At 67.2% G+C, this 18496-nt stretch carries 21 protein-coding genes; 11 read left to right on the top strand and 10 right to left on the bottom strand.

All coding sequences use genetic code 11. The annotated features are described in order from the left end of the window. The first annotated feature begins 83 nt into the window (after positions 1 to 83). The gene (locus tag VMT65_RS26640; RefSeq protein WP_326311133.1) at positions 84 to 488 is read left to right on the top strand and encodes a winged helix-turn-helix transcriptional regulator; all 405 of its coding nucleotides are present in this window, start codon (positions 84 to 86) and stop codon (positions 486 to 488) included. Continuing rightward, entirely contained in the window at positions 485 to 1354 is an 870-nt protein-coding gene (locus tag VMT65_RS26635; protein ID WP_326311132.1) for an LLM class F420-dependent oxidoreductase, read from the top strand. The genes VMT65_RS26640 and VMT65_RS26635 overlap by 4 nt, the downstream gene beginning before the upstream one ends. Here the strand turns inward: VMT65_RS26635 and VMT65_RS26630 are convergent. Next, positions 1347 to 1889, bottom strand: coding sequence for a YdeI/OmpD-associated family protein (locus tag VMT65_RS26630; RefSeq protein ID WP_326311131.1), 543 nt, complete (start codon positions 1887 to 1889; stop codon positions 1347 to 1349). The genes VMT65_RS26635 and VMT65_RS26630 overlap by 8 nt on opposite strands. Positions 1890 to 1996: 107 nt before the next feature. Between VMT65_RS26630 and VMT65_RS26625 the strand changes: the two genes are divergently transcribed. Next, entirely contained in the window at positions 1997 to 3235 is a 1239-nt protein-coding gene (locus tag VMT65_RS26625; RefSeq protein WP_326311130.1) for a serine hydrolase domain-containing protein, read from the top strand. Positions 3236 to 3306: 71 nt separating this feature from the next. Here VMT65_RS26625 and ligA read toward each other — a convergent pair whose 3' ends face one another. From ligA to VMT65_RS26595, 6 genes are all read right to left on the bottom strand, one after another. Next, the gene (ligA, locus tag VMT65_RS26620) at positions 3307 to 5298 is read right to left on the bottom strand and encodes an NAD-dependent DNA ligase LigA (RefSeq protein WP_326311129.1); all 1992 of its coding nucleotides are present in this window, start codon (positions 5296 to 5298) and stop codon (positions 3307 to 3309) included. A gap of 77 nt (positions 5299 to 5375) precedes the next feature. Further along, positions 5376 to 6440: a DNA polymerase domain-containing protein gene (locus VMT65_RS26615; protein ID WP_326311128.1), complete on the bottom strand. Its 1065-nt coding sequence runs from the start codon at positions 6438 to 6440 to the stop codon at positions 5376 to 5378. Continuing rightward, positions 6437 to 7537 carry an ATP-dependent DNA ligase gene (locus tag VMT65_RS26610; RefSeq protein WP_326311127.1) on the bottom strand — a complete coding sequence of 367 codons (1101 nt, stop codon included), beginning with the start codon at positions 7535 to 7537 and terminating at the stop codon, positions 6437 to 6439. The genes VMT65_RS26615 and VMT65_RS26610 overlap by 4 nt, the downstream gene beginning before the upstream one ends. 48 nt (positions 7538 to 7585) lie before the next feature. After that, the gene (locus tag VMT65_RS26605) at positions 7586 to 7987 is read right to left on the bottom strand and encodes a cold-shock protein (protein WP_326311126.1); all 402 of its coding nucleotides are present in this window, start codon (positions 7985 to 7987) and stop codon (positions 7586 to 7588) included. 43 nt (positions 7988 to 8030) lie between these two features. Next, positions 8031 to 9137: an SPFH domain-containing protein gene (locus tag VMT65_RS26600; protein WP_326311125.1), complete on the bottom strand. Its 1107-nt coding sequence runs from the start codon at positions 9135 to 9137 to the stop codon at positions 8031 to 8033. Between the two features lie 40 nt (positions 9138 to 9177). Then, positions 9178 to 9399, bottom strand: coding sequence for a hypothetical protein (locus tag VMT65_RS26595; protein ID WP_326311124.1), 222 nt, complete (start codon positions 9397 to 9399; stop codon positions 9178 to 9180). 161 nt (positions 9400 to 9560) lie between these two features. On the opposite strand from VMT65_RS26595, the gene VMT65_RS26590 reads away from it, so the two are divergent. Both VMT65_RS26590 and VMT65_RS26585 read left to right on the top strand, forming a co-directional pair. Further along, positions 9561 to 9734 (top strand): hypothetical protein, encoded by a 174-nt coding sequence (locus VMT65_RS26590; protein ID WP_326311123.1) that lies wholly within the window; start codon positions 9561 to 9563, stop codon positions 9732 to 9734. 87 nt (positions 9735 to 9821) lie between these two features. Continuing rightward, positions 9822 to 11402, top strand: a complete 1581-nt coding sequence (locus VMT65_RS26585) for a DHA2 family efflux MFS transporter permease subunit (RefSeq protein ID WP_326311122.1) — start codon at positions 9822 to 9824, stop codon at positions 11400 to 11402. 69 nt (positions 11403 to 11471) lie between these two features. Here the strand turns inward: VMT65_RS26585 and mraY are convergent, their stop codons facing one another. Next, entirely contained in the window at positions 11472 to 12560 is a 1089-nt protein-coding gene (mraY, locus tag VMT65_RS26580) for a phospho-N-acetylmuramoyl-pentapeptide-transferase (protein ID WP_326311121.1), read from the bottom strand. A 191-nt stretch (positions 12561 to 12751) separates the two neighbouring features. After that, the gene (locus VMT65_RS26575) at positions 12752 to 13372 is read right to left on the bottom strand and encodes a TetR/AcrR family transcriptional regulator (RefSeq protein WP_326311120.1); all 621 of its coding nucleotides are present in this window, start codon (positions 13370 to 13372) and stop codon (positions 12752 to 12754) included. 119 nt (positions 13373 to 13491) lie between these two features. Between VMT65_RS26575 and VMT65_RS26570 the strand changes: the two genes are divergently transcribed. The 3 genes from VMT65_RS26570 to VMT65_RS26560 all read left to right on the top strand — a co-directional run bounded on the left by VMT65_RS26570 (position 13492) and on the right by VMT65_RS26560 (position 15435). Next, positions 13492 to 14682 carry an epoxide hydrolase family protein gene (locus tag VMT65_RS26570; protein WP_326311119.1) on the top strand — a complete coding sequence of 397 codons (1191 nt, stop codon included), beginning with the start codon at positions 13492 to 13494 and terminating at the stop codon, positions 14680 to 14682. Between the two features lie 65 nt (positions 14683 to 14747). Further along, entirely contained in the window at positions 14748 to 14954 is a 207-nt protein-coding gene (locus VMT65_RS26565; protein WP_326311118.1) for a hypothetical protein, read from the top strand. A 70-nt stretch (positions 14955 to 15024) separates the two neighbouring features. After that, positions 15025 to 15435, top strand: a complete 411-nt coding sequence (locus tag VMT65_RS26560; protein ID WP_326311117.1) for a nuclear transport factor 2 family protein — start codon at positions 15025 to 15027, stop codon at positions 15433 to 15435. On the opposite strand, the gene VMT65_RS26555 is transcribed toward VMT65_RS26560, so the two are convergent. Continuing rightward, positions 15396 to 15833 carry a DUF6010 family protein gene (locus VMT65_RS26555; protein WP_326311116.1) on the bottom strand — a complete coding sequence of 146 codons (438 nt, stop codon included), beginning with the start codon at positions 15831 to 15833 and terminating at the stop codon, positions 15396 to 15398. The two genes, VMT65_RS26560 and VMT65_RS26555, sit on opposite strands and share 40 nt — an antisense overlap. Before the next feature lie 204 nt (positions 15834 to 16037). Here VMT65_RS26555 and VMT65_RS26550 point away from each other — a divergent pair, with 204 nt between their 5' ends. The 3 genes from VMT65_RS26550 to VMT65_RS26540 all read left to right on the top strand — a co-directional run bounded on the left by VMT65_RS26550 (position 16038) and on the right by VMT65_RS26540 (position 18480). Further along, positions 16038 to 16976: a GlxA family transcriptional regulator gene (locus VMT65_RS26550; protein ID WP_326311115.1), complete on the top strand. Its 939-nt coding sequence runs from the start codon at positions 16038 to 16040 to the stop codon at positions 16974 to 16976. A 130-nt stretch (positions 16977 to 17106) separates the two neighbouring features. Then, positions 17107 to 17952 carry a class I SAM-dependent methyltransferase gene (locus tag VMT65_RS26545; protein WP_326311114.1) on the top strand — a complete coding sequence of 282 codons (846 nt, stop codon included), beginning with the start codon at positions 17107 to 17109 and terminating at the stop codon, positions 17950 to 17952. Positions 17953 to 18042: 90 nt separating this feature from the next. Further along, positions 18043 to 18480, top strand: a complete 438-nt coding sequence (locus VMT65_RS26540; RefSeq protein WP_326311113.1) for a hypothetical protein — start codon at positions 18043 to 18045, stop codon at positions 18478 to 18480. Positions 18481 to 18496 lie beyond the last annotated feature (16 nt).

Raw genomic sequence — 18496 nt, 5'->3', positions numbered from 1 at the left:
GGTCACCGCCGCGAGAGCACACGGACCGAAATCGGTGCCCGCGAACGGGAATGCCCCACCCCACCGACATCGCTGTAGAGACCGTGACGACCACCACCGCCGCACAACGCCGCGAACAGGCCAAACACGACTACAACGCCTTCCTCGCGGCGTGCCCCACCCATCAGATGCTCGACACCATCAGCGACAAATGGGTGTGCCTGATCCTGGCCGCACTCGGGCCGGGCCCGCTGCGCTACGGCGAGATCCGCACGATCGTGGCCGCGGTCAGCAACAAGATGCTCACCCAAACCCTGCGCACCCTCGAACGCGACGGCCTGGTCACCCGCGCCATGACCGCGCAAGTGCCGGTGCGCGTGGACTATTCGCTCACCCCCCTCGGGCAGACCCTGTTGCCGGTGCTCTCACAGCTGCAACAGTGGGCCGAAGGCCACATGGACGACGTGCTGGCCGCGCGCGCAGAATTCGATATCGCCGCCAGGGAATGACTCGCAACCTCGAGCTGTTGGTGGCCGGTATGGCATTCGACCACCTGGGAAAGTTCGGTGCATGGCAGTTCTACACGCAATTCACGCCCGAATCGGTGCGTGAACTCGAAGAACTCGGATACGGCGCGGTGTGGCTGGGCGGTTCGCCACCGGCGGACTGGGAAGGCTACGAGCAACTGCTCGCGGGCAGCGCATCGATCACCGTGGCCACCAGCATCGTCAATGTGTGGGGCACCCAGCCCGAGGCGGCCGCCGACACCTGGCTGCGGCTCGAGGAGAAGTTCCCCGGCCGGTTCCTGCTCGGTATCGGTGTCGGGCACCGCGAACACACCGACGCCTACACCAAACCCTATGACGCACTGACCCATTATCTCGATGTCCTCGACGCGCACGGTGTGCCCCAGCACGGGCGTGCGCTGGCGGCGTTGGGTCCGCGGGTGGCGAAGCTGGCGCGCGAGCGCAGCGCTGGTGCGCTGCCGTACCTGACGGTGCCCGAGCACACCGCCGAAGTGCGCGGCATCCTCGGCCCGGACGCGCTGCTGGCCGTCGAACACAAGGTGGTTCTCGACACCGACGCCGACCGCGCCCGCGCGGCCGGACGCGACAAGGCCGGGTTCTATCTGGGCCTGATCAACTACGTGAACAACCTGCGCCGCTTCGGTTTCGACGAGACCGACCTGACCCAGCCCGGCAGTGACCGTTTCGTCGACGCGGTGGTCGCCCACGGCAGCGCCGAGCAGGTCGCCGACCGGCTGGCCGAGCATGTGCGCGCGGGCGCGAATCATGTCGCCCCCCAGATCATCGGCGAGGACTACCGGTCGGCGCTGCGCACCTTGGCGCCGCTGCTGGCCCAACGACTCAACTGAGACTCTCGAGAGCCTTGTGGAGGCGGGAAGCCCGGGTTTTCGGGCTTCCCGCCCGATACAGCTCGAGCACGATCGCGTACTGGCGAGTCCGATCCAACGCCTCGAACACCGCTCGCGCCTCGGGTTTCGCCGCGAGCGCGGCCGCCAGATCCGGCGGCACCGTGAACGCCGATTGCGGGGGATAGGCCGCGGCCCAGCGGCCGTCGGCCTGGGCGGCGGCGACCTCGGCCAATCCCGGTGCCCGCATACGGCCTTCGGCGCTGAGCCGGGCGACCTTGTCCACATTGACCTGCGACCAGGCGCTGCGCGGGCGGCGCGGCACATACTTCTGCAGGTAGTACTCGGCGTCGAAGCCCTTGCGCTGCCCCGAGATCCAGCCCCAGCACAAGCCGACATCGACCGCCTCGTCCTCGGTGAGCGAGGCAATCCCCGACCCCTTCTTCGCCATGCGAATCCACACCCCTTCCGGGCGTGCGTGATTGGCCGCCAACCAGGTGTCGAAGGCCGCCGCGTCGGCGAAACTCACCGCATCCATACCCATCATGGTGGCAGCGGGCACCGACAAACAGAACGAACACCAACCGTCATAATTGTCTCAGACACATCTTGTGGCGGGTGTGGTGGCCCGGCTACCGTTGATCGATGACGACCTCGCACTCCGCCGCCGCTGCCGGACTGCCCACCGGGATACACGGCACCGCCGACCCCCGATTCGCTTCCGCGGTCACCACATTCGCTCGATTCTTCGCCCACCGCCGCACCAACGGTGCCGCCCTGGCGGTCTACCAGCACGGCGAACCCGTCGTCGACATCTGGGCCGGCTCGGCGGACGCCCACGGCACCGCATGGACCGCCGAGACCGGGGCGATGATCTACTCCGCCTCCAAAGGTGTCTCGGCCACCGTGCTGGCGCGCCTGGCCGACCGCGGCCTGCTCGACTACTCCGCACCGGTCGCCGAATACTGGCCCGAATTCGGTGCGAACGGCAAGTCCCGCATCACCGTCACCGACCTGCTCAGCCACCGCGCGGGCCTGTCGGCCCTGCCCGCCACCACCCCCGCCGAAGTCCTCGACCACGAACTCATGGAAGCACGCCTGGCCGCCGCGACACCCGATCACCTGCTGGGCATCCCGATCTACCACGCCTTGACCATCGGTTGGCTCATGACCGGGCTGGCGCGCGCCATCACCGGCCACGACATGGCCCGGCTCTACCGCACCGAAATCGCCGAACCCCTCGGCATCGACGGCATCCACCTGGGCACCCCACCCGCGGGCTCACCCACCCACGCCGCCGACCTGGTCGGCTCCCTGAAAACCCTTGCCGAACGCACTATCCCGAGCCCCGTCGCCACCCTCGTCCCGCGCCTGCCGCACCTGCTGCGCGACCCGCTGGCCGCGCTGTATGTGCCGGGCTTGGAATCGGTGTTCCGTGGCGAGCATCCCGCGATCCTGGCCACCTCGCTGCCCGCGGGCAATGCCGTGTGCACCGCGCGCGCCCTGGCGCTGATGTACAGCGCGCTGGCCTGCGACGGTTTCGTCGACGGTCGCCGCTTCCTGTCGGCGCGCACGGTGCGCGAACTCGAACGCATCCGCACCCGACAACTCGATCACACCCTGCTGATCCCGATGTGGCACTTGGGATTCCACAGCCTGCCGCTTCCGCGTGCTCCGCGCGGCTACGGTCACATGGGCGCGTTCGGGTCCACCGGCTGGACCGACCCGGACTCGGGTATCTCCGTCGGCTTCGTCCACAACCGCATGTCGCTGGGCTGGAGCGCGATCGACCAGATCTTCGTCGTCCCGCTGCTGCAGCTGATCCTGCGTGCGGCCCGCCGCCCCGCCGCCGAGTTCGCCCAGCCCGCCGCCGGGGCAGCCTGAGCACTCACCCACGGCGACAGGACAGCTCGCCACCACACCCTCGAGATCATTGCGGGGCAAGGGATCCGGGGTCAGACGAGGTTGGCCTCGATCAGCAGCGGCCAGATCTCGGACTGGTCGACGACCTGCACACCCAGCTTCTCGGCCTTGGCCAACTTGGCATCGCCCACGCCCGCGCCGGTGATGAGCATGTCGGTATTGGCCGACACCGACGACGCCGCCGTGGCACCGGCGCGCTCGCACAGCCGCTGGAAGGTGGGACGGGCGACCTTCTCCCCGGAGCGCGGATCACTGATCGCGCCGGTGATCACGACCGTCTTACCCTCCAGCGGCGCGCCCGCCGCCACGACCGGAGGCAGATCTTCTTCCCGCACATCCAGATTCACCCCCGCCTTGCGTAGGCGTTCGAGCTCGGGGCGCAGCCGCGTCAGATGCGCGGCCAGCGAGGCAGCGACCTTCGGGCCGATATCGTCGACGGCCACCAGGCGTTCCTCGCCCGCGTCGGCGACCTCCTCGAGGCTGGTGAACCCGGCGCGCGCCAGGCGCGCGGCGGTGCCGTCGGAGGCCATCGGGATCGCCAACCCGATCAGGGCACGCCGCAACCCGACCCCACGGCTGGCGTCGATCGAATCGATCATCCGCTGCGCGGACACCTCACCGATCCGGTCGAACTCGAGCAGACGCTCCTTGGTCAAACCATAGAAATCCGACGGGTTTTCCAGAATCCCCGCCTCGGCCAGCCGCTCGATCCACACCCCGCCGATGGCATCGATATCGGCCGCGGCCCGCGAAGCCCAGTGGATCAGCCGGCGCACGGTCTGGGCGGGGCAGGAGACGTTGGTGCAGAACAGTTCTCGACTGTTGCCCTGCTCGGTCACCGCCTGCCCACACGACGGGCACACCGTCGGCGGAATGATCTCGCGTTCGGCCCCGGTACGCCGCGAAGCATCCAAAACCCCTGCCACGAACGGGATCACATCGCCGGCGCGGCGCACCAACACCGTGTCACCGATCTTGATGTCGCGGGCGCGGATCACCTCCTGATTGGCCAGGGTGGCGCGGGTGACGGTGGTGCCGCCCACGAACACCGGCTCGAGCCAGGCCACCGGCACGATCTTGCCGGTCTTGCCGACATCCCACACCACATCCGCGAGCAGGGTGGTCTTCTCCTCGGCGGCGAACTTGAACGCCAGCGCCCCGCGCGGGGAATTCGAGCGAGTTCCCGCCGCCGCGTAGGCCGCTCGATCGGCCAGCCGCAACACCGCGCCGTCCAGGTCGTAATCCAGATCATTGCGGCCCGCCTCGATCGCGGTAATGGCGGCTTGGGCCTCGGCCGCATCGGCGCAGTGGCGCATGGCCGCGCCCGCGATCCCCAACCCCGCCAACGCCTCTTCCAGATCGTGGGTGGCGCTCTCGGGGTTGGAGTCCAGATCGAAACCGAAGAACTGCAGGCGACGCTCGGCGACGGTGGCCGGATCCTTGGCGCGTAGCGTGCCCGCCGCGGCATTGCGCGGATTGATCAACGGCTTGTCCGGGTGGGCGAGGTTGTAGGCGGCGAAGGTCGAGCGCAGCATCACCGCCTCCCCGCGCACCTCCACCCGCCCCGGCGCATCGATACGCTCGGGCACCCCGTCGACCAAGGCGCGCACCAACATCGTGACGTCATCACCGGTGGTGCCGTCGCCGCGGGTGATCGCCCGCGCCAGCCGCCCCTCCTCGAACACCAACGCCAGCGACAGCCCGTCGAGTTTGGGCATCACCACCACCGACTGGCCCGGGAACCGCGCGAAGAACGCCTCGACCTGCTCGGGTTTGGTGGCCTTCTCGAGCGAGAGCATGGGACGCGAATGCCGGATCGGCGCGTGCAGCACCCCGGGCGCGCCGACCTGATCGAGCGGATTCGGGTCCGGCGTCCACTCCGGATGCGCGGCCATCAACGCCCGCAGTTCGTCCTCGACCGCGTCATAGTCGGCGTCGGCGACCAGCGGCGAGCCCTGATAGTAGGCCTCGCGCAGCGTCACGATCCGGTCGGCGAGCTCTTGGATGCGTTCCCCAGTGTCCACACCCCAAGACGCTACCCACCACCACCGACACCCGAGGCACTGGTCGGTGCTGTCTTTCAAGGTCGGGCGCTGTCTGACTAGTCGGTGCTGTCCTTGCGTGCCTTGGACGGCTGCACCCGCGGCGGCTCATTGGGCATCTTCGGATACACCGGGGGCCACGGCGCATCCATCAACCCCGCCGCCATGTCCTTCTCCGACATCTCCGACAGCGGCGCGATCGACTGCGGCACCCGATCCGCCCACGGATCACCCAACTCCGCCACCCGCGCGGGCACCGTGGCGATGGTCAGCTCATCGGGCACGATCGAGGCCAACGCCTCCCACGACACCGGCGTCGAGACCTGCGCACCCACCTTCGGGCGCACACACCACGCCCCGAAAACCGTTTTGTGCGGGGCATTCTGGTTGAAATCCACGAACACCCGCGACCCGCGCTCTTCCTTCCACCAGGCGGCGGTGATCTCGCTCGGATGACGGCGCTCGAGTTCCCGCGCCAACGCGACCGCGGCCGCGCGCACCTGATACCCGTCCCAATGCGGTTGCAGCAGCGCATACAGGTGCAGGCCCCGCGACCCGGAGGTCTTCACCCGCACATCGATACCCAACTCCGTGCACAGCGCGCGCACCGCGAACGCCGCGCGACGCAGATCCTCGAAACCGATGCCGGGGGAGGGATCCAGATCGATGCGCAGCTCGTCGGTGACCCCGGTGGGCGGCAGCACGTTGCCGGCCGCGTCGAGCACCGGCGGGAACGTGCTGGCCGCCTCCGCGCCCGCGTGAGTGGGCCAGACGTGAAAACCCAAGCAGCCCAAGTTGACCGCCCACAACAGATGCGCCATATCGACCGCGACCAGCGCATCGGATTCGGTGCCGTTGGGGGTGGACACCACCGTGGTCTGCAACCAGTCCGGCACCGACTTGGGCACGCGTTTCTGAAACCACGATTTGCCCGAGGCCCCATCGGGGTAGCGCTCCAACAACACCGGACGCCCGCCGATGGTCCGCATGATCGGATCCGCCACCGCCAGATAGTAATTCACCAGATCGAGCTTGGTTTCCTGGCGTTTGCTGAAGTACACCTTGCCCGGATTGGAGATGGTGACGGTGTGTCCGGCCACCTCGAGCTCGAGCGAATCGCTCACCGCGCCGACCCTTTCGCCGCTCTGGCCTCGGCGAAGATATCGGCCAACTCCGCCGGGGCCACCTCGTCGAGCTGGGCGTAGGTGCATGATTCGGGGGTGCGGTCGGAGCGGAAGCGCACCAGCCGCCCGCCGTGGCGCAGCCGCCCGGCCATCACATGCTCGTAGCGGACCTCGGCCACCAGCTCCGGGCGCAGCGCCTCCCACGACAGATCCTTGCCGCCGGTCCAGCGGCTCACCCCGCCGGGCATCTTCCCGTCGGCCTTGGCTTGCGCGGCCGCATCGGCCCACGAGCGCCACGGATGATTCTCGAGGGCGTTCTCGCGCAGCGGGGCCAGCTCGTCGACGAGTTCCTTGCGCCGCGCGGCGGTGAAACTCGACGCCACCCCCACATGGTGCAGATTGCCCTCGTCGTCGAAGAGCCCCAGCAGCAGCGATCCCACCCCTTGCCCGTCCTTGTGCCAGCGGAATCCGGCGATCACACAGTCGGCGGTGCGCTCATGCTTGATCTTGAGCATGACCCGCTTGTCCTGCAGATACGGCAGATCCGCGGCCTTGGCCATCACCCCGTCGAATCCGGCGCCCTCGAAGCGGGTGAACCAGTCCGCGGCGGTATCGGCGTCGGTGGTGATCGGGGTCAGGTGGGTGCGCGAAAACTGGCCGTCGAGCACGGTTTCCAGCAGTGCCCGCCGTTCGGCGAAGGGCCGCTCGGTCAAATCCTCGTCCCCCAACGCGAGCAGGTCGAAACCGACGAACGACGCCGGTGTCTCCACCGCCAGCTTGTTGACCCGCGAGGCGGCCGGATGCAGCCGCTGCTGCAGGGTGTCGAAGTCCAGGCCGTTCTCGGTGACGACCACGATCTCCCCGTCCACCACGCACTTTTGCGGCAGCGCCTGACCCAGCAGTTCCACCAGTTCGGGGAAGTACCGGGTCAGGGGCCGATCGTTGCGCGAACCCAGCTCGATCTCGTCGCCGTCGCGAAACACGATGCAGCGGAAGCCATCCCACTTCGGTTCATACAGCAGTCCGGGTTCGCGGGGCAGGTCGGAGACCGATTTGGCCAGCATCGGTTTCACCGGTGGCATGACGGGCAGTTGCACACGACCTCCTCGGTAGGTGGCACCGCAACCGATCGTAATGCGAACCGGTCAGTTTTCGAGCCACCCGTGCTGATCCGCGAAGGCGGTGAGCCGATCCCGGATCGTGATGATCTCCCCGGCCGTCAACTGCGGCGACGCGTCCAGTAGCAACTCCGTGATCAACCGTCGATGTTCCGACGCCGTGAGCTGCCCGGACCCGCGATGATCCTTGTTCTTGTGCCGGGCGGCCGCGGCCGGGGCGCTCTGCCCGGGCACCACCGCCAGGTTGATCGCCTTGGGTCCGCGATCCCCCTCGGTCACATCGAATTCGAAAACCCGCCCCTGGCGCAGTTCATCCTCGTCCAGCCCGATGTCGTTGACGTGCACGAACACGTCCGGTCCACCGTCTTCCGGACGGATGAACCCGAAACCCCGAGAGCTGTCGAACGACACCAATTTCCCGATGGACACCTAAACACCCGCTCCTCGTCGCCGCGTCCCTCTCGCGGTCACTCTAGTCCGCGGGCTGATCATTGTTGGAGGAAAGTGCCTTTTGCAACGAATTGAAGACGGTCAGGCCTTGGCCCACCATGCCGTTGACGATCTCCGAGACCCCGTCGGGGCCGTTGAGCACGGTCAGATTGGCCTTCGACAGCCCGCCCGCGGCCTGCTTGACGATCTCGGGCAGCTGCTCGATCAGCAACTGGTCCAACGCGATCCGATTGTTCGACGCCGCCGCCTCGGCCTGAATGCGGGTGCGGTCGGCCTCGGCCTCGGCCAGGATGCGTACCCGTTCGGCCTCGGCCAGCGCCGGTTTGACCACCTCGGCCTGCAACTGCTGCTCGCGCAGCTCGGCCTGCTTGCGCGCCTGCTCGGCCTGGGCGGTGAGCACCTCCTGCAGGGCGTTGGCCTGCGCGAGCGGACCCGCCTGTGCGGCTTCGGCATTGGCCTTGTCGATGTCGCGCTGGTACTGCGCGCGCAGAATCGCGGTCTCGCGCTGGTATTCGGCCTGCTTGCGCTGGGACTCCTGCTCGGCCTGGGCGGCCAGCTGCGCGGCGGCGGCCTGGGCGATCTGCGCGTCGCGCTGCACCGCGGCATTGTGCGGGGCCGCCAGGGCCGCGATGTAGCCGAGGTTGCCGTCGTCGATGTGCTGGATCTGGAACGAGTCCACCCACAGCCCGATATTGCTCATCTCCACCTTGGAGGCCACCAGCACCTCGTCGGCGAGCTTCTGGCGTTCGCGGATGATCTCTTCCACCGTCATCGAGCCCACGATCGAGCGCAGGTGGCCGGAGAAGATGCGCCCGGTCAACACGCTCATCTCGCGTTCCTGCTCGGACAGGAACCGTTGGGCGGCATTGACGATCGACTGGGTGTCGTTGGCGACCTTGAACGCGATCACCGCGCGCACATCGAGCTGAATGGCCTGCTTGGTCACGCAGCGTTCACCGATCTCGGCCTCGAACATGGCCAGCGACAGGTACCGCACCTTGCGGAAGAACGGCATCACCCAGGTGCCGTGCCCGATGATCACGCGAAACGGCGCGCCGCCGTCCTTGCCGTGGCGGCCGCCGCTGACCAGCATCGCCTCGTCCGGGTCCGGTACGTGGTAACCCAACATCGTTGTCTCCCTCTGTGGGTGGATAAGGAATCGTGTCGATCTATCGATCGCCCGGAAGGGGAATCCACGCAACAACATCGACCACGCGCCCCGGATGGGCGGCCACCACGAGCACGGTGACACCGGCCGCCAATGGCTCCTCGGCGCGCGCGATATAGAGCTCGGTTCCCCCTCGGATGGCGATGCGCACCTCCCCGAGAGATCCCTTGCCCCGGATCGGCGAGGTCAGCGTACCGGTCAAGCCCACTACCGGGTCGGTCATCGCGCGTGAACTCCTCGCATCGATCGCTGAGAAAGCCCAGCGTACGCGGGCGGGGCGGGGCGGCCTGCGGTGCCGACACATTGCCCAAAGATAGCTACCGCTCGGTATGATCGGGGGCGGCTCGAGGCGATACTCCCCTGCGTATCGAGAGGACTCAGCACATGAGCGGCGAGCGTATCCCGGTGGATCCCACCGATTCCGAGGGCAGAAGTGATGTGCGCGAACCGAATCCGGGAAATCCTTCCGAATTCGACGTGCGCGCCGAGGCCGCGGCCGACGCGGGCGCGCAGGACCTGCACACCGAGGGCGGAGCCTGGGGGATGGCCGATGAATAGTTCGCGCGCAACGCTGCGGCGTCGCCCTGCACGCGCCGATGCGAAAATGTGCTGGTTTCGTCACCGACCGGCTGGCAGGCTGAAGCGGTGACCACTCCTCCGGATACCGCGTCGGCCGCTTCCGCCGACGACAAGCTGGACATCGGCGTCCTCAAAATCGCCGGCGTCGTGGTGCTCGGCGCGATCATGTCGATCCTCGACGTGACCGTCGTGACCGTCGCCATCCCCACCTTCCAGGACAAATTCCACACCACCACCGCCATCGCGGCGTGGTCGATGACCGGCTACACCCTGGCCCTGGCCACGGTCATTCCGCTGACCGGCTGGGCCGCCGACCGATTCGGCACCAAACGCCTCTACATGATGGCGCTGGTGTTCTTCGTCATCGGCTCGGTGCTGTGCTCGACGGCCTGGAACATCGAGTCGCTCATCGCCTTCCGCGTCGTCCAGGGCCTGGGCGGCGGCATGCTCATGCCCCTGGGTATGACGATCATGACCCACGCCGCGGGCCCGCAACGCATCGGTCGCGTCATGGCCGTGCTGGGTGTGCCCATGCTGCTGGGCCCGATCATGGGTCCGATCCTGGGCGGCTGGCTCATCGACTCGTTCTCCTGGCACTGGATCTTCCTGATCAACCTGCCCATCGGCATCATCGCGCTGGCGTTGGCGTTCATCGTGTTCCCGCGCGACAACCCCGAGCCCTCGCAGACCTTCGACTTCGTCGGCATGCTGCTTGCCTCGCCGGGTCTGGCGGCGTTCCTGTTCGGTGTGTCCTCGATTCCCGGTGAGGGCACGGTGGCCTCGGCCAAGGTGCTCATCCCGGCGGTGATCGGGCTGATCCTATTGGTGGCGTTCGTGTTCCACGCGCTGCGCACCGAGCATCCGCTCATCGACCTGCATCTGTTCCAGAACCGCTCGCTGCGGTTCGCGGTGCTGACCATGACGTGTTTCGCCATGGCGTTCTTCGGATCCGGGCTGTTGTTGCCGACCTATCTGCAGCAGGTGCGCGGTGAGTCCACGCTGATGGCCGGTCTGCTCATCGCCCCGCAGGGTTTGGGCGCGATGTTGACCATGCCCATCGCGGGCCGACTGGTCGACAAGATCGGTCCCGGCAAGATCGTGCTCACCGGTATCGCCGTGATGTCCCTCGGTATGGCGTTCTTGACCCAGGTCAGCGCCAGCACCCCGTATCCGATGCTGTGCGCGGTGCTGTTCGTGATGGGGTTGGGCATGGGCTGCACCATGATGCCGACCATGACCGCGGCCATTCAGACCCTCACCCACGCCCAGGTGGCGCGCGGGTCGACGTTGATGAACATCGTCAACCAGACCGCCGGATCCATTGGCACGGCCACCATTTCGGTGGTGCTGACCACCCTGCTCAACCGCGGCGACACCCTCGGTTCGCGTGGGGTTCCGGTGCCGCCGGGCGTGGCCGATCCCTCGCTGGCCAACGCTGCGATCGGGTCGCGCCACAGCGAGCAGCTCGCGCATCTGCCGCAGTCGCTGCTCAGCGAGGGCTTCGATCTGGCGGCGCGCGCGTTCTCCCACACCTTCGTGGTGTCGCTGTGCATCCTGGTGGCCACGCTGATTCCGGCGTTCTTCCTGCCGCGCAGCAAACCCGCCGTGCCCGCGGACGCGAGCGACGCACCCGTGGTCGTGCACTGAGCGCGACAGTGCACTCGATGCCTGCTGTGGCCCATCCGGAAGGCGATTCCGGATGGGCCACAGCGCGTTTCAGGGCAGTTGTGAGCCGGTGGTGGACAGGTGCTCGCCGTAGAAGGCGATCAGACCCGTCGCCGAGGCGATCGCCGCCAGCAGCCAGAAGCGGATGGTGACCGTGGTCTCGGGCCAGCCGGTCAACTCGAAATGGTGATGGAAGGGAGCCATTTTGAACAACCGGGTCCGGGTGGTGCGGAACATGACGATCTGCAACAACACCGACAGAATCTCGGCCACGAACAACGCGCCCACGGCCACCATCAACAACTCGGTGCGGCTGGTGATCGACAACCCCGCGAGCAGCCCACCCAACCCCAGCGCACCCGTATCACCCATGATGATCTTCGCCGGAGCCGCGTTCCACCACAGGAATCCCACACACGCCGTCGCCCCGGCCGCGCACACGATCGACAAATCCAGCGGATCACGCACCGTATAACACCCCGGCACCGCCCTGAGTGCACACGAATGGCTGTACTGCCAGAACGTGATCAACACATACGCACCCAACGTCAACCCCATCGAGCCCGCGGCCAACCCGTCCAGGCCGTCGGTGATGTTGACCGCGTTCGACCACGCCGCCACCAGAATGCAGGTCGCGGCCAGAAACCCGATCAGCCCCAGCGACACCGTCGAGACGTCCCGCACGATCGAAATCTGCTTGCTGCCCGGCGTCAACCCGCCCCCACCCCGAAACTGCAGCGCCAACACCCCGAAAACCACTGCCGCACACAGCTGCCCGAGCCACTTGCCCGACGCGGTCAACCCCAGACTGCGCCGCTTGGACAACTTGATGTAGTCATCGAGAAACCCCACCGCACCCAGCGCGGTCGCCAACCCCAACACCAACAACCCCGACGCCGTAGGCCCGCTCTCACTGTCATGGCGCCCGATCAGATGCGCCCCCAAATACCCACACCACATCCCCAACAAAATCGCCAACCCACCCATGGTCGGCGTCCCCCGCTTGGCCAAATGCGTCCGCGGCCCATCCTCCCGAATCGGCTGCCCCAGCCCCCGCCGCGCGAACACCCGGATCAACAACGGCGTCACCGTAATCGACACCGCCAACGCCACCATCGCCGCCACCAAAATCTGCCGCATCCGCCCCCCTCGAGACCCAATCCGGACACATGCTAACCGCCCCACCCCACCCCGGCCGCCCCACAACACCCCGCCCGCACCACCCACCGCCGGACACCGCGGCTCTCCTGTCGGAGCCCCTGTCACGTCGAATTCGGTGCGATGGGCCTATTCGTGCACAAATCGCTGTGGGAGGACAGGTTTCTGTCAATTCAGCGATCATTGTGCAGGTTTTGGCCCGTGATCAACTTCGGGTGGGGCGGATTGGGGTGGCCGCCAACGAGAGTGAGGGCTCGGGGCTCGGGGACTCCCAGCATCAGCAGGGTGGTGATCGTGGCTGGGCGAGGGTCGGGGGGTTCGGTCGACAGGGTGTGGTCGGCGATGGTGAAGACGGCGCTGTAGGCCAGTTGGCTCAGGATGGCTGGGGGGAGGTGGTGGGCGAATGCGCCGGTGTGTTGGCCTCGTTGGACGAGGTTGGCGAGGAGGTCGTCGATCGGGCCGAGCAGGCTGTGGATCTCCTCGCCGTATTCGCCGCGGCGCAGCGCGACCAGGACTCGGTAGCGGTGCGCCACCGGCCACAGGCGGGTGATGAATTCGGCCCATGCGGCGTCCGCGGCGGTGTCGGAGGTGTCGACTTCGGTGAGCACGGCGGTGATTTCGGTGACCGCGCGGCCGGTGAGTGTGCGCACCAACTCCAGGCGCGAGGGGAAGTGGCCGTAGACCGTGCGGCGGACGACACCTGCGGCGGAGGCGATTTCGCCCATTCCGGCGTCGGGGTCCTCTCCCAGCACGGTGAGAGCAACCTCGAGGATGCGGTCGCGTGTGTCGTTCATCGCGCGCGCTCGGGAGGACTCGGTAGACACCACACCATCATTGCACACTGGTGTGCAACGGAGCAGTTTGCACACCAGTGTGCAATGAAGAGTTGTGCTTCGAAGCTCAGGAGAAGGCAATGCCCGCTCAGAAGGCAACGGCCGCTCAGAAGACAATGGCCGCACCGACATCCCCGCTCGTACGCCCGTTCACCATCTCGATCCCGGACACCGAGATCGACGACCTGCGGCAGCGACTGGCCAGAACTCGATGGCCGGATCCGGAAACGGTGGGGGACTGGTCGCAAGGGGTCCGCCTGGCCAACGCCCAATCGTTGATCGACTACTGGCAGCGCGGCTACGACTGGCGGCGCCTGGAATCCGAACTCAATCACTTTCCCCAATTCCTGACCGAGATCGATGGGCTCGACATCCATTTCCTCCACGTCCGCTCCCGGCATCCCGGCGCGATGCCGCTGCTGCTCACTCACGGCTGGCCGGGCTCGATCCTCGACTTCGTGAAGCTGATCGGCCCGCTCACCGATCCGGTGTCCTTCGGCGCGGACGCCGCCGACGCCTTCGACGTCGTCGTCCCGTCGCTGCCCGGGTTCGGGTTCTCCCAGAAACCCACGCGCACCGGGTGGACGGTCTCGCGCATCGCCAGCGCGTGGGTGGAGCTGATGCAGCGGCTGGGCTACTCGAAATGGGTTGCGCAGGGCGGAGATTGGGGTGCGGTCGTCACCACCGCCCTCGGCGCCATGCGACCGGAGGGGCTGCTCGGGATTCACCTGAACACCCAATACGCTTTTCCCACACCGATACCCGACTCCCTGTCGCCCGCACAGCGCGACGCCGTGGAGTCCCTGGCCCGCTACACCGGCGAACTCGGTGGGTCCAATCACCTGCAGGGCACCAAGCCCCAGACCGTCGGCTTCGCGTTGGCGGACTCGCCCGCCGGGCAGGCCGCCTGGATCTACGAGAAGTTCCAATCCAAGACCGACAACCACGGGCTCGCCGAGGACGCCCTCAGCGTCGACGACATCCTCGACGCCATATCGCTGTACTGGTTCACCAACAGCGCCGCCTCCTCCGCCCGCATCTACTGGGAGAACAGATCAGCCACCTTCGCCGGTCCGAAACTGAGCCTTCCGGTCGCGGTGACCGTCTTCCCGAAAGACATTCCCCGCCTGCCACGAAGCTGGATCGAAGACACCTACAGCACCCTGATCCACTACGGCGAGGCCGACAAGGGCGGACACTTCGCCGCCCTGGAACAGCCCGAGATCCTCGTCAGCGAGATCCGTACCGGCCTGCGCGCCCTCCGCTCCTGACGTCGACGCGCACGGGCATGTGATGGGCTCGACGGGTTATTCCCGCAGTGACTCAGGAGGTCATCATGGGAGCGTTGAACAAACTATTGGGTGCGGTATTGGGCATCCTCGGAGCCGTGCTCGGCGCGGTGCTGGGTATCGTGGCGGGACTGGTCTGGCTGGTCGGAATCATCTTGTCCGCCACCATCATCCTGGCACCGGTCGGCATCCCCGTCGTGAAGCTCGGCAAGAGCCTTTTCTCCATCTCCGGCAACCTGATGCACCTGTCGTAACCTCGCGGTTCGAATCGCGAAGGCCGAATCCCGCCAGCGTGGAGATCGAGTCGCTGTGAGGGTGGGGAGCATGACAGTCGATGTGATGACCAGGCTGCGGGACTTCTACGCGGCCGAGGCCGCCTACCTCACCGAGGGCGCCGAGTTCGAGCAGATGGCCGCGCATTTGGCCCCCGATGTCGTGATGTATCAGGCGTCGAGCCTGCCCTACGGCGGCGAATGGCATGGGCACGAGGGGTTTCGCAGGTTCATAGCCGCCATGGGCGACAACTGGGACGGTCTGTGGTTCGACGAGCAGCAGTTCGTCAGTGACCGGGATCGGGTCGTGGTCTACAGCCGCGGGCGGCTGCGCGCACGGCGGACCGGCCGGACACTGGAAACCTCGCTCCTGCAATGGATCAGCTTTCGAGACGGCTTGATCACCGAGTTTCGCCCGTACTATCACGACACGTCCGCGGTGTTGGCAGCACTGACCGAGTGATCTCGCCGGAGGAAGGCGAGCAGGTTCGGGCCTCCGCGCAGGCACCAGAGCGCGATCACCGGGTCGCAGATCGCGCAGCCCAGGGAGGAGTTGTGCGCGAAGGGGACGATCGGGTGGCCTTTGAGGTGGTGCAGGACATCGCTGGCGGTGTGCAGTAGCCAGGCGATACCGATGAATGTCCACGAATCCAGGCCGCGGAACGCGCAATAGGTGATGGCGGCGGCGAACGCGTACTCCCACGCCCCGAGCCCACCGCCACTGAGATAGGCGGCCCCGGCCCCGGCGACCATGATCGCATTGAAGGTGCGGCGATGCGGTTCGCGGATCAGCGACATGAGCAGGGCGTAGACGCCGCCGATCAACAGCGGCACAACGACGGTGGCGACAGCAGAAACCATGACCGGGTGACTCCTGAGAGCAGGCTCGGGGGAACGAATCGGACACGAAGCTATCGCCCTGTCGAGTCCGGTCCCAGTGGCCTTTCCGCCACACATCCACGGAAAAACGCCACCGTCGCTCTGCCAGTCCAGTCACCGTCGCCTCGGCGCTAGCGGCCTGTTCACGGCCATGACGCGAATCCGACGATGGGGTAGCTTCACGCCATGCACACGGTCGCGGTTCTGGCCTTGGACGGGGTCATACCCTTCGATTTGTCCACTCCCGTCGAGATTTTCGACCGCACCCGCCTGCCCGATGGCCGCCGCGCCTATCAGGTCCGCATCTGCGCCGAGCGGCCGGAGGTGGACGCGGGCGCCTTCACGCTGCGTGCGCCCTGGGATCTGGCCGCGGTCGCCGAGGCCGACACCGTGATCGTTCCAGGGGTCTCCCATCCGACCGTCCCACCCTCGCCGGCCGTGCGCGACACCATCCGCGCCGCGGCCGCGGCGGGCACCCGGATCGCCTCCATCTGCACCGGCACATTCCCCCTCGCCGCGACCGGCCTCCTGGATGGGCTGCGGGCGACCACGCATTGGGTCGTCGCCGACCTGCTGGCGGCCACCTATCCGCGCGTCGAGGTCGACCCGGACGTGCTGTATGTCGACAACGGCCACGTCCTCACCTCCGCGGGCGCTTCGGCCGGACTGGATCTGTGCCTGCACCTGATTCGCCGCGACTACGGCTCGGCCGTGGCCGCCGATGCCGCCCGACTGTCGGTCATGCCCCTCGAACGCGAGGGTGGACAGTCCCAATTCATCGTCGAGCAGCTTCCATCCGCATCGCACGGGGCCGGACTGGAGCCGCTGCTGCTGTGGTTGCAGGACAACATGTCCCGCGAACTCACCATCACCGACATCGCCGCCCAAGCAGGCACCAGCACCCGAACCCTGTTGCGGCAGTTCCGCACTCACACCGGCACCACCCCGCTGCGTTGGCTACACCGCGCCCGCATCCGCCGCGCCCAGCACCTGCTCGAGACGACCGACCACACCATCGAACGCGTCGGCACCCAAGTCGGATTCGGCTCCCCGACCGCGTTCCGCGACAATTTCAAACGCACCGTCGGCGTCTCCCCGAACGCCTACCGCCGCGCCTTCCGATGAAACGGTCGGGGACCGTCCCGACGGGCGGCCAGACGATCTGGCCGTCACGGCATTTCGGGCGGGTCCTGTGAAGTGCGCACCGTGAGCGAGCGTGGAGGGCATGCTGGTTCTGACGGGGTGAGGAGGGGGTATGGAAAGCGCACCGAGCAGGACGGCGATGTTCGCGGCCGTGTCGCGTGGATTGTTTCGCCTGGAAACGGCGCCGCCGTGGGTACTCGACGATGTGCTGGCCCTGGTGCTCGTCGGCCCGATCTGGCGGCAGCTGCGAGATCGGTTCGACCCACTGTTCCCCGCCCCGGTCCGCCTGGAATCACGCGCGGCGGTCTGCACCCGCAGCCGCTACGTCGAGGACCGGCTGACCGCTGGCGCTTTCACCCAATACGTGATTCTCGGCGCGGGGCTCGACTCGTTCGCATGGCGGCGCCCGGATCTGCTCGCCTCGCTGACGCTGTTCGAGGTCGATCACCCTGCCTCCCAAGCCTGGAAGCTCGAGCGAGTCCGCGAACTCGGTCTGCCGCTGAGCGACTCACAGCTATTCGTGCCGACAGATTTCGAGGCCGCACCGATGCAGGATGCGCTCCGCGCCACCGGATTCGACTGGACCCAACCGACAATGTTCTGCTGGACCGGCGTCGCCCCCTACCTGACCGCACCGGCAATCGAATCGACACTGCACACCATCGCCACAGCCGCCCCCGGCTCCGAAGTGGTGTTCTCCTACCGCGCCGAGGACGCCGCCCTCGACAACACGGGAACCGAATTCGCCCGCATCTACACCCCGATCGCCGCCTCCGTCGGCGAGCCCCTCCACCCCGGCTGGCCAGCATCCAAGATCGAGACCCTGATCACCCACTGCGGCCTGACCGTCGTCGACCACCCCACCCGCACCGACCTCCAACACCGCTACTTCCCCAACCGCCCAGACGGCCTGCGCCCCTACACCTTCGAAACCCTGGTCACCGCACAGGTCACCTGAGCGTCGGCGTCTGGAGGGGTTCGGTTGGAGGTCTCGGCGATAGTGATCTAGGTTGATTGTCGTTCGATTTGCTTGTGGTGGGGGAAACACGTGTTCGGCTTCTACGTGGTGATGCTGTTCGTCAGCGGAATCGTCGTGCTCGGTGTGGCGCTGCTGGCCTCCGGAATGCACCGCGGCCGCCGCATTGTCAACTGTCTCCTCGGCACCGCGTTCCTCGGTTACGGCATCTACCTGGCCGCGTTCTTCCACAGCGGTGAGTACCGAATCTTCTTCTGGGTCTTCATCCTGCCGTTCAGCGTGCTCGCCGACGCCGTCCGCACCGCCGAAGCCCCCGCACCCCGGCGGCCCGCGGCGCGCCGCCCGAGCACTCCCCGCCGCCGCCCAGCCCCGGCGCCGACTCCGAGTCGTACTGCCGCCACCCGCGAACGCAGGGCCGCGGCCAAGGCTGCCCAACTCGAGGCCCTTCGCGCCAAGCATGCCGCCGGAAGCGACGCGTCCGACGATCGCGCGCCATCCACACCTGTCTGACCAAAGTAGGGACGTT

The sequence above is a fragment of the Nocardia sp. CDC153 genome (genome assembly GCF_035818515.1).
Lineage (GTDB): Bacteria > Actinomycetota > Actinomycetes > Mycobacteriales > Mycobacteriaceae > Nocardia.
This window is presented reverse-complemented; position numbering and strand designations above follow the sequence as displayed.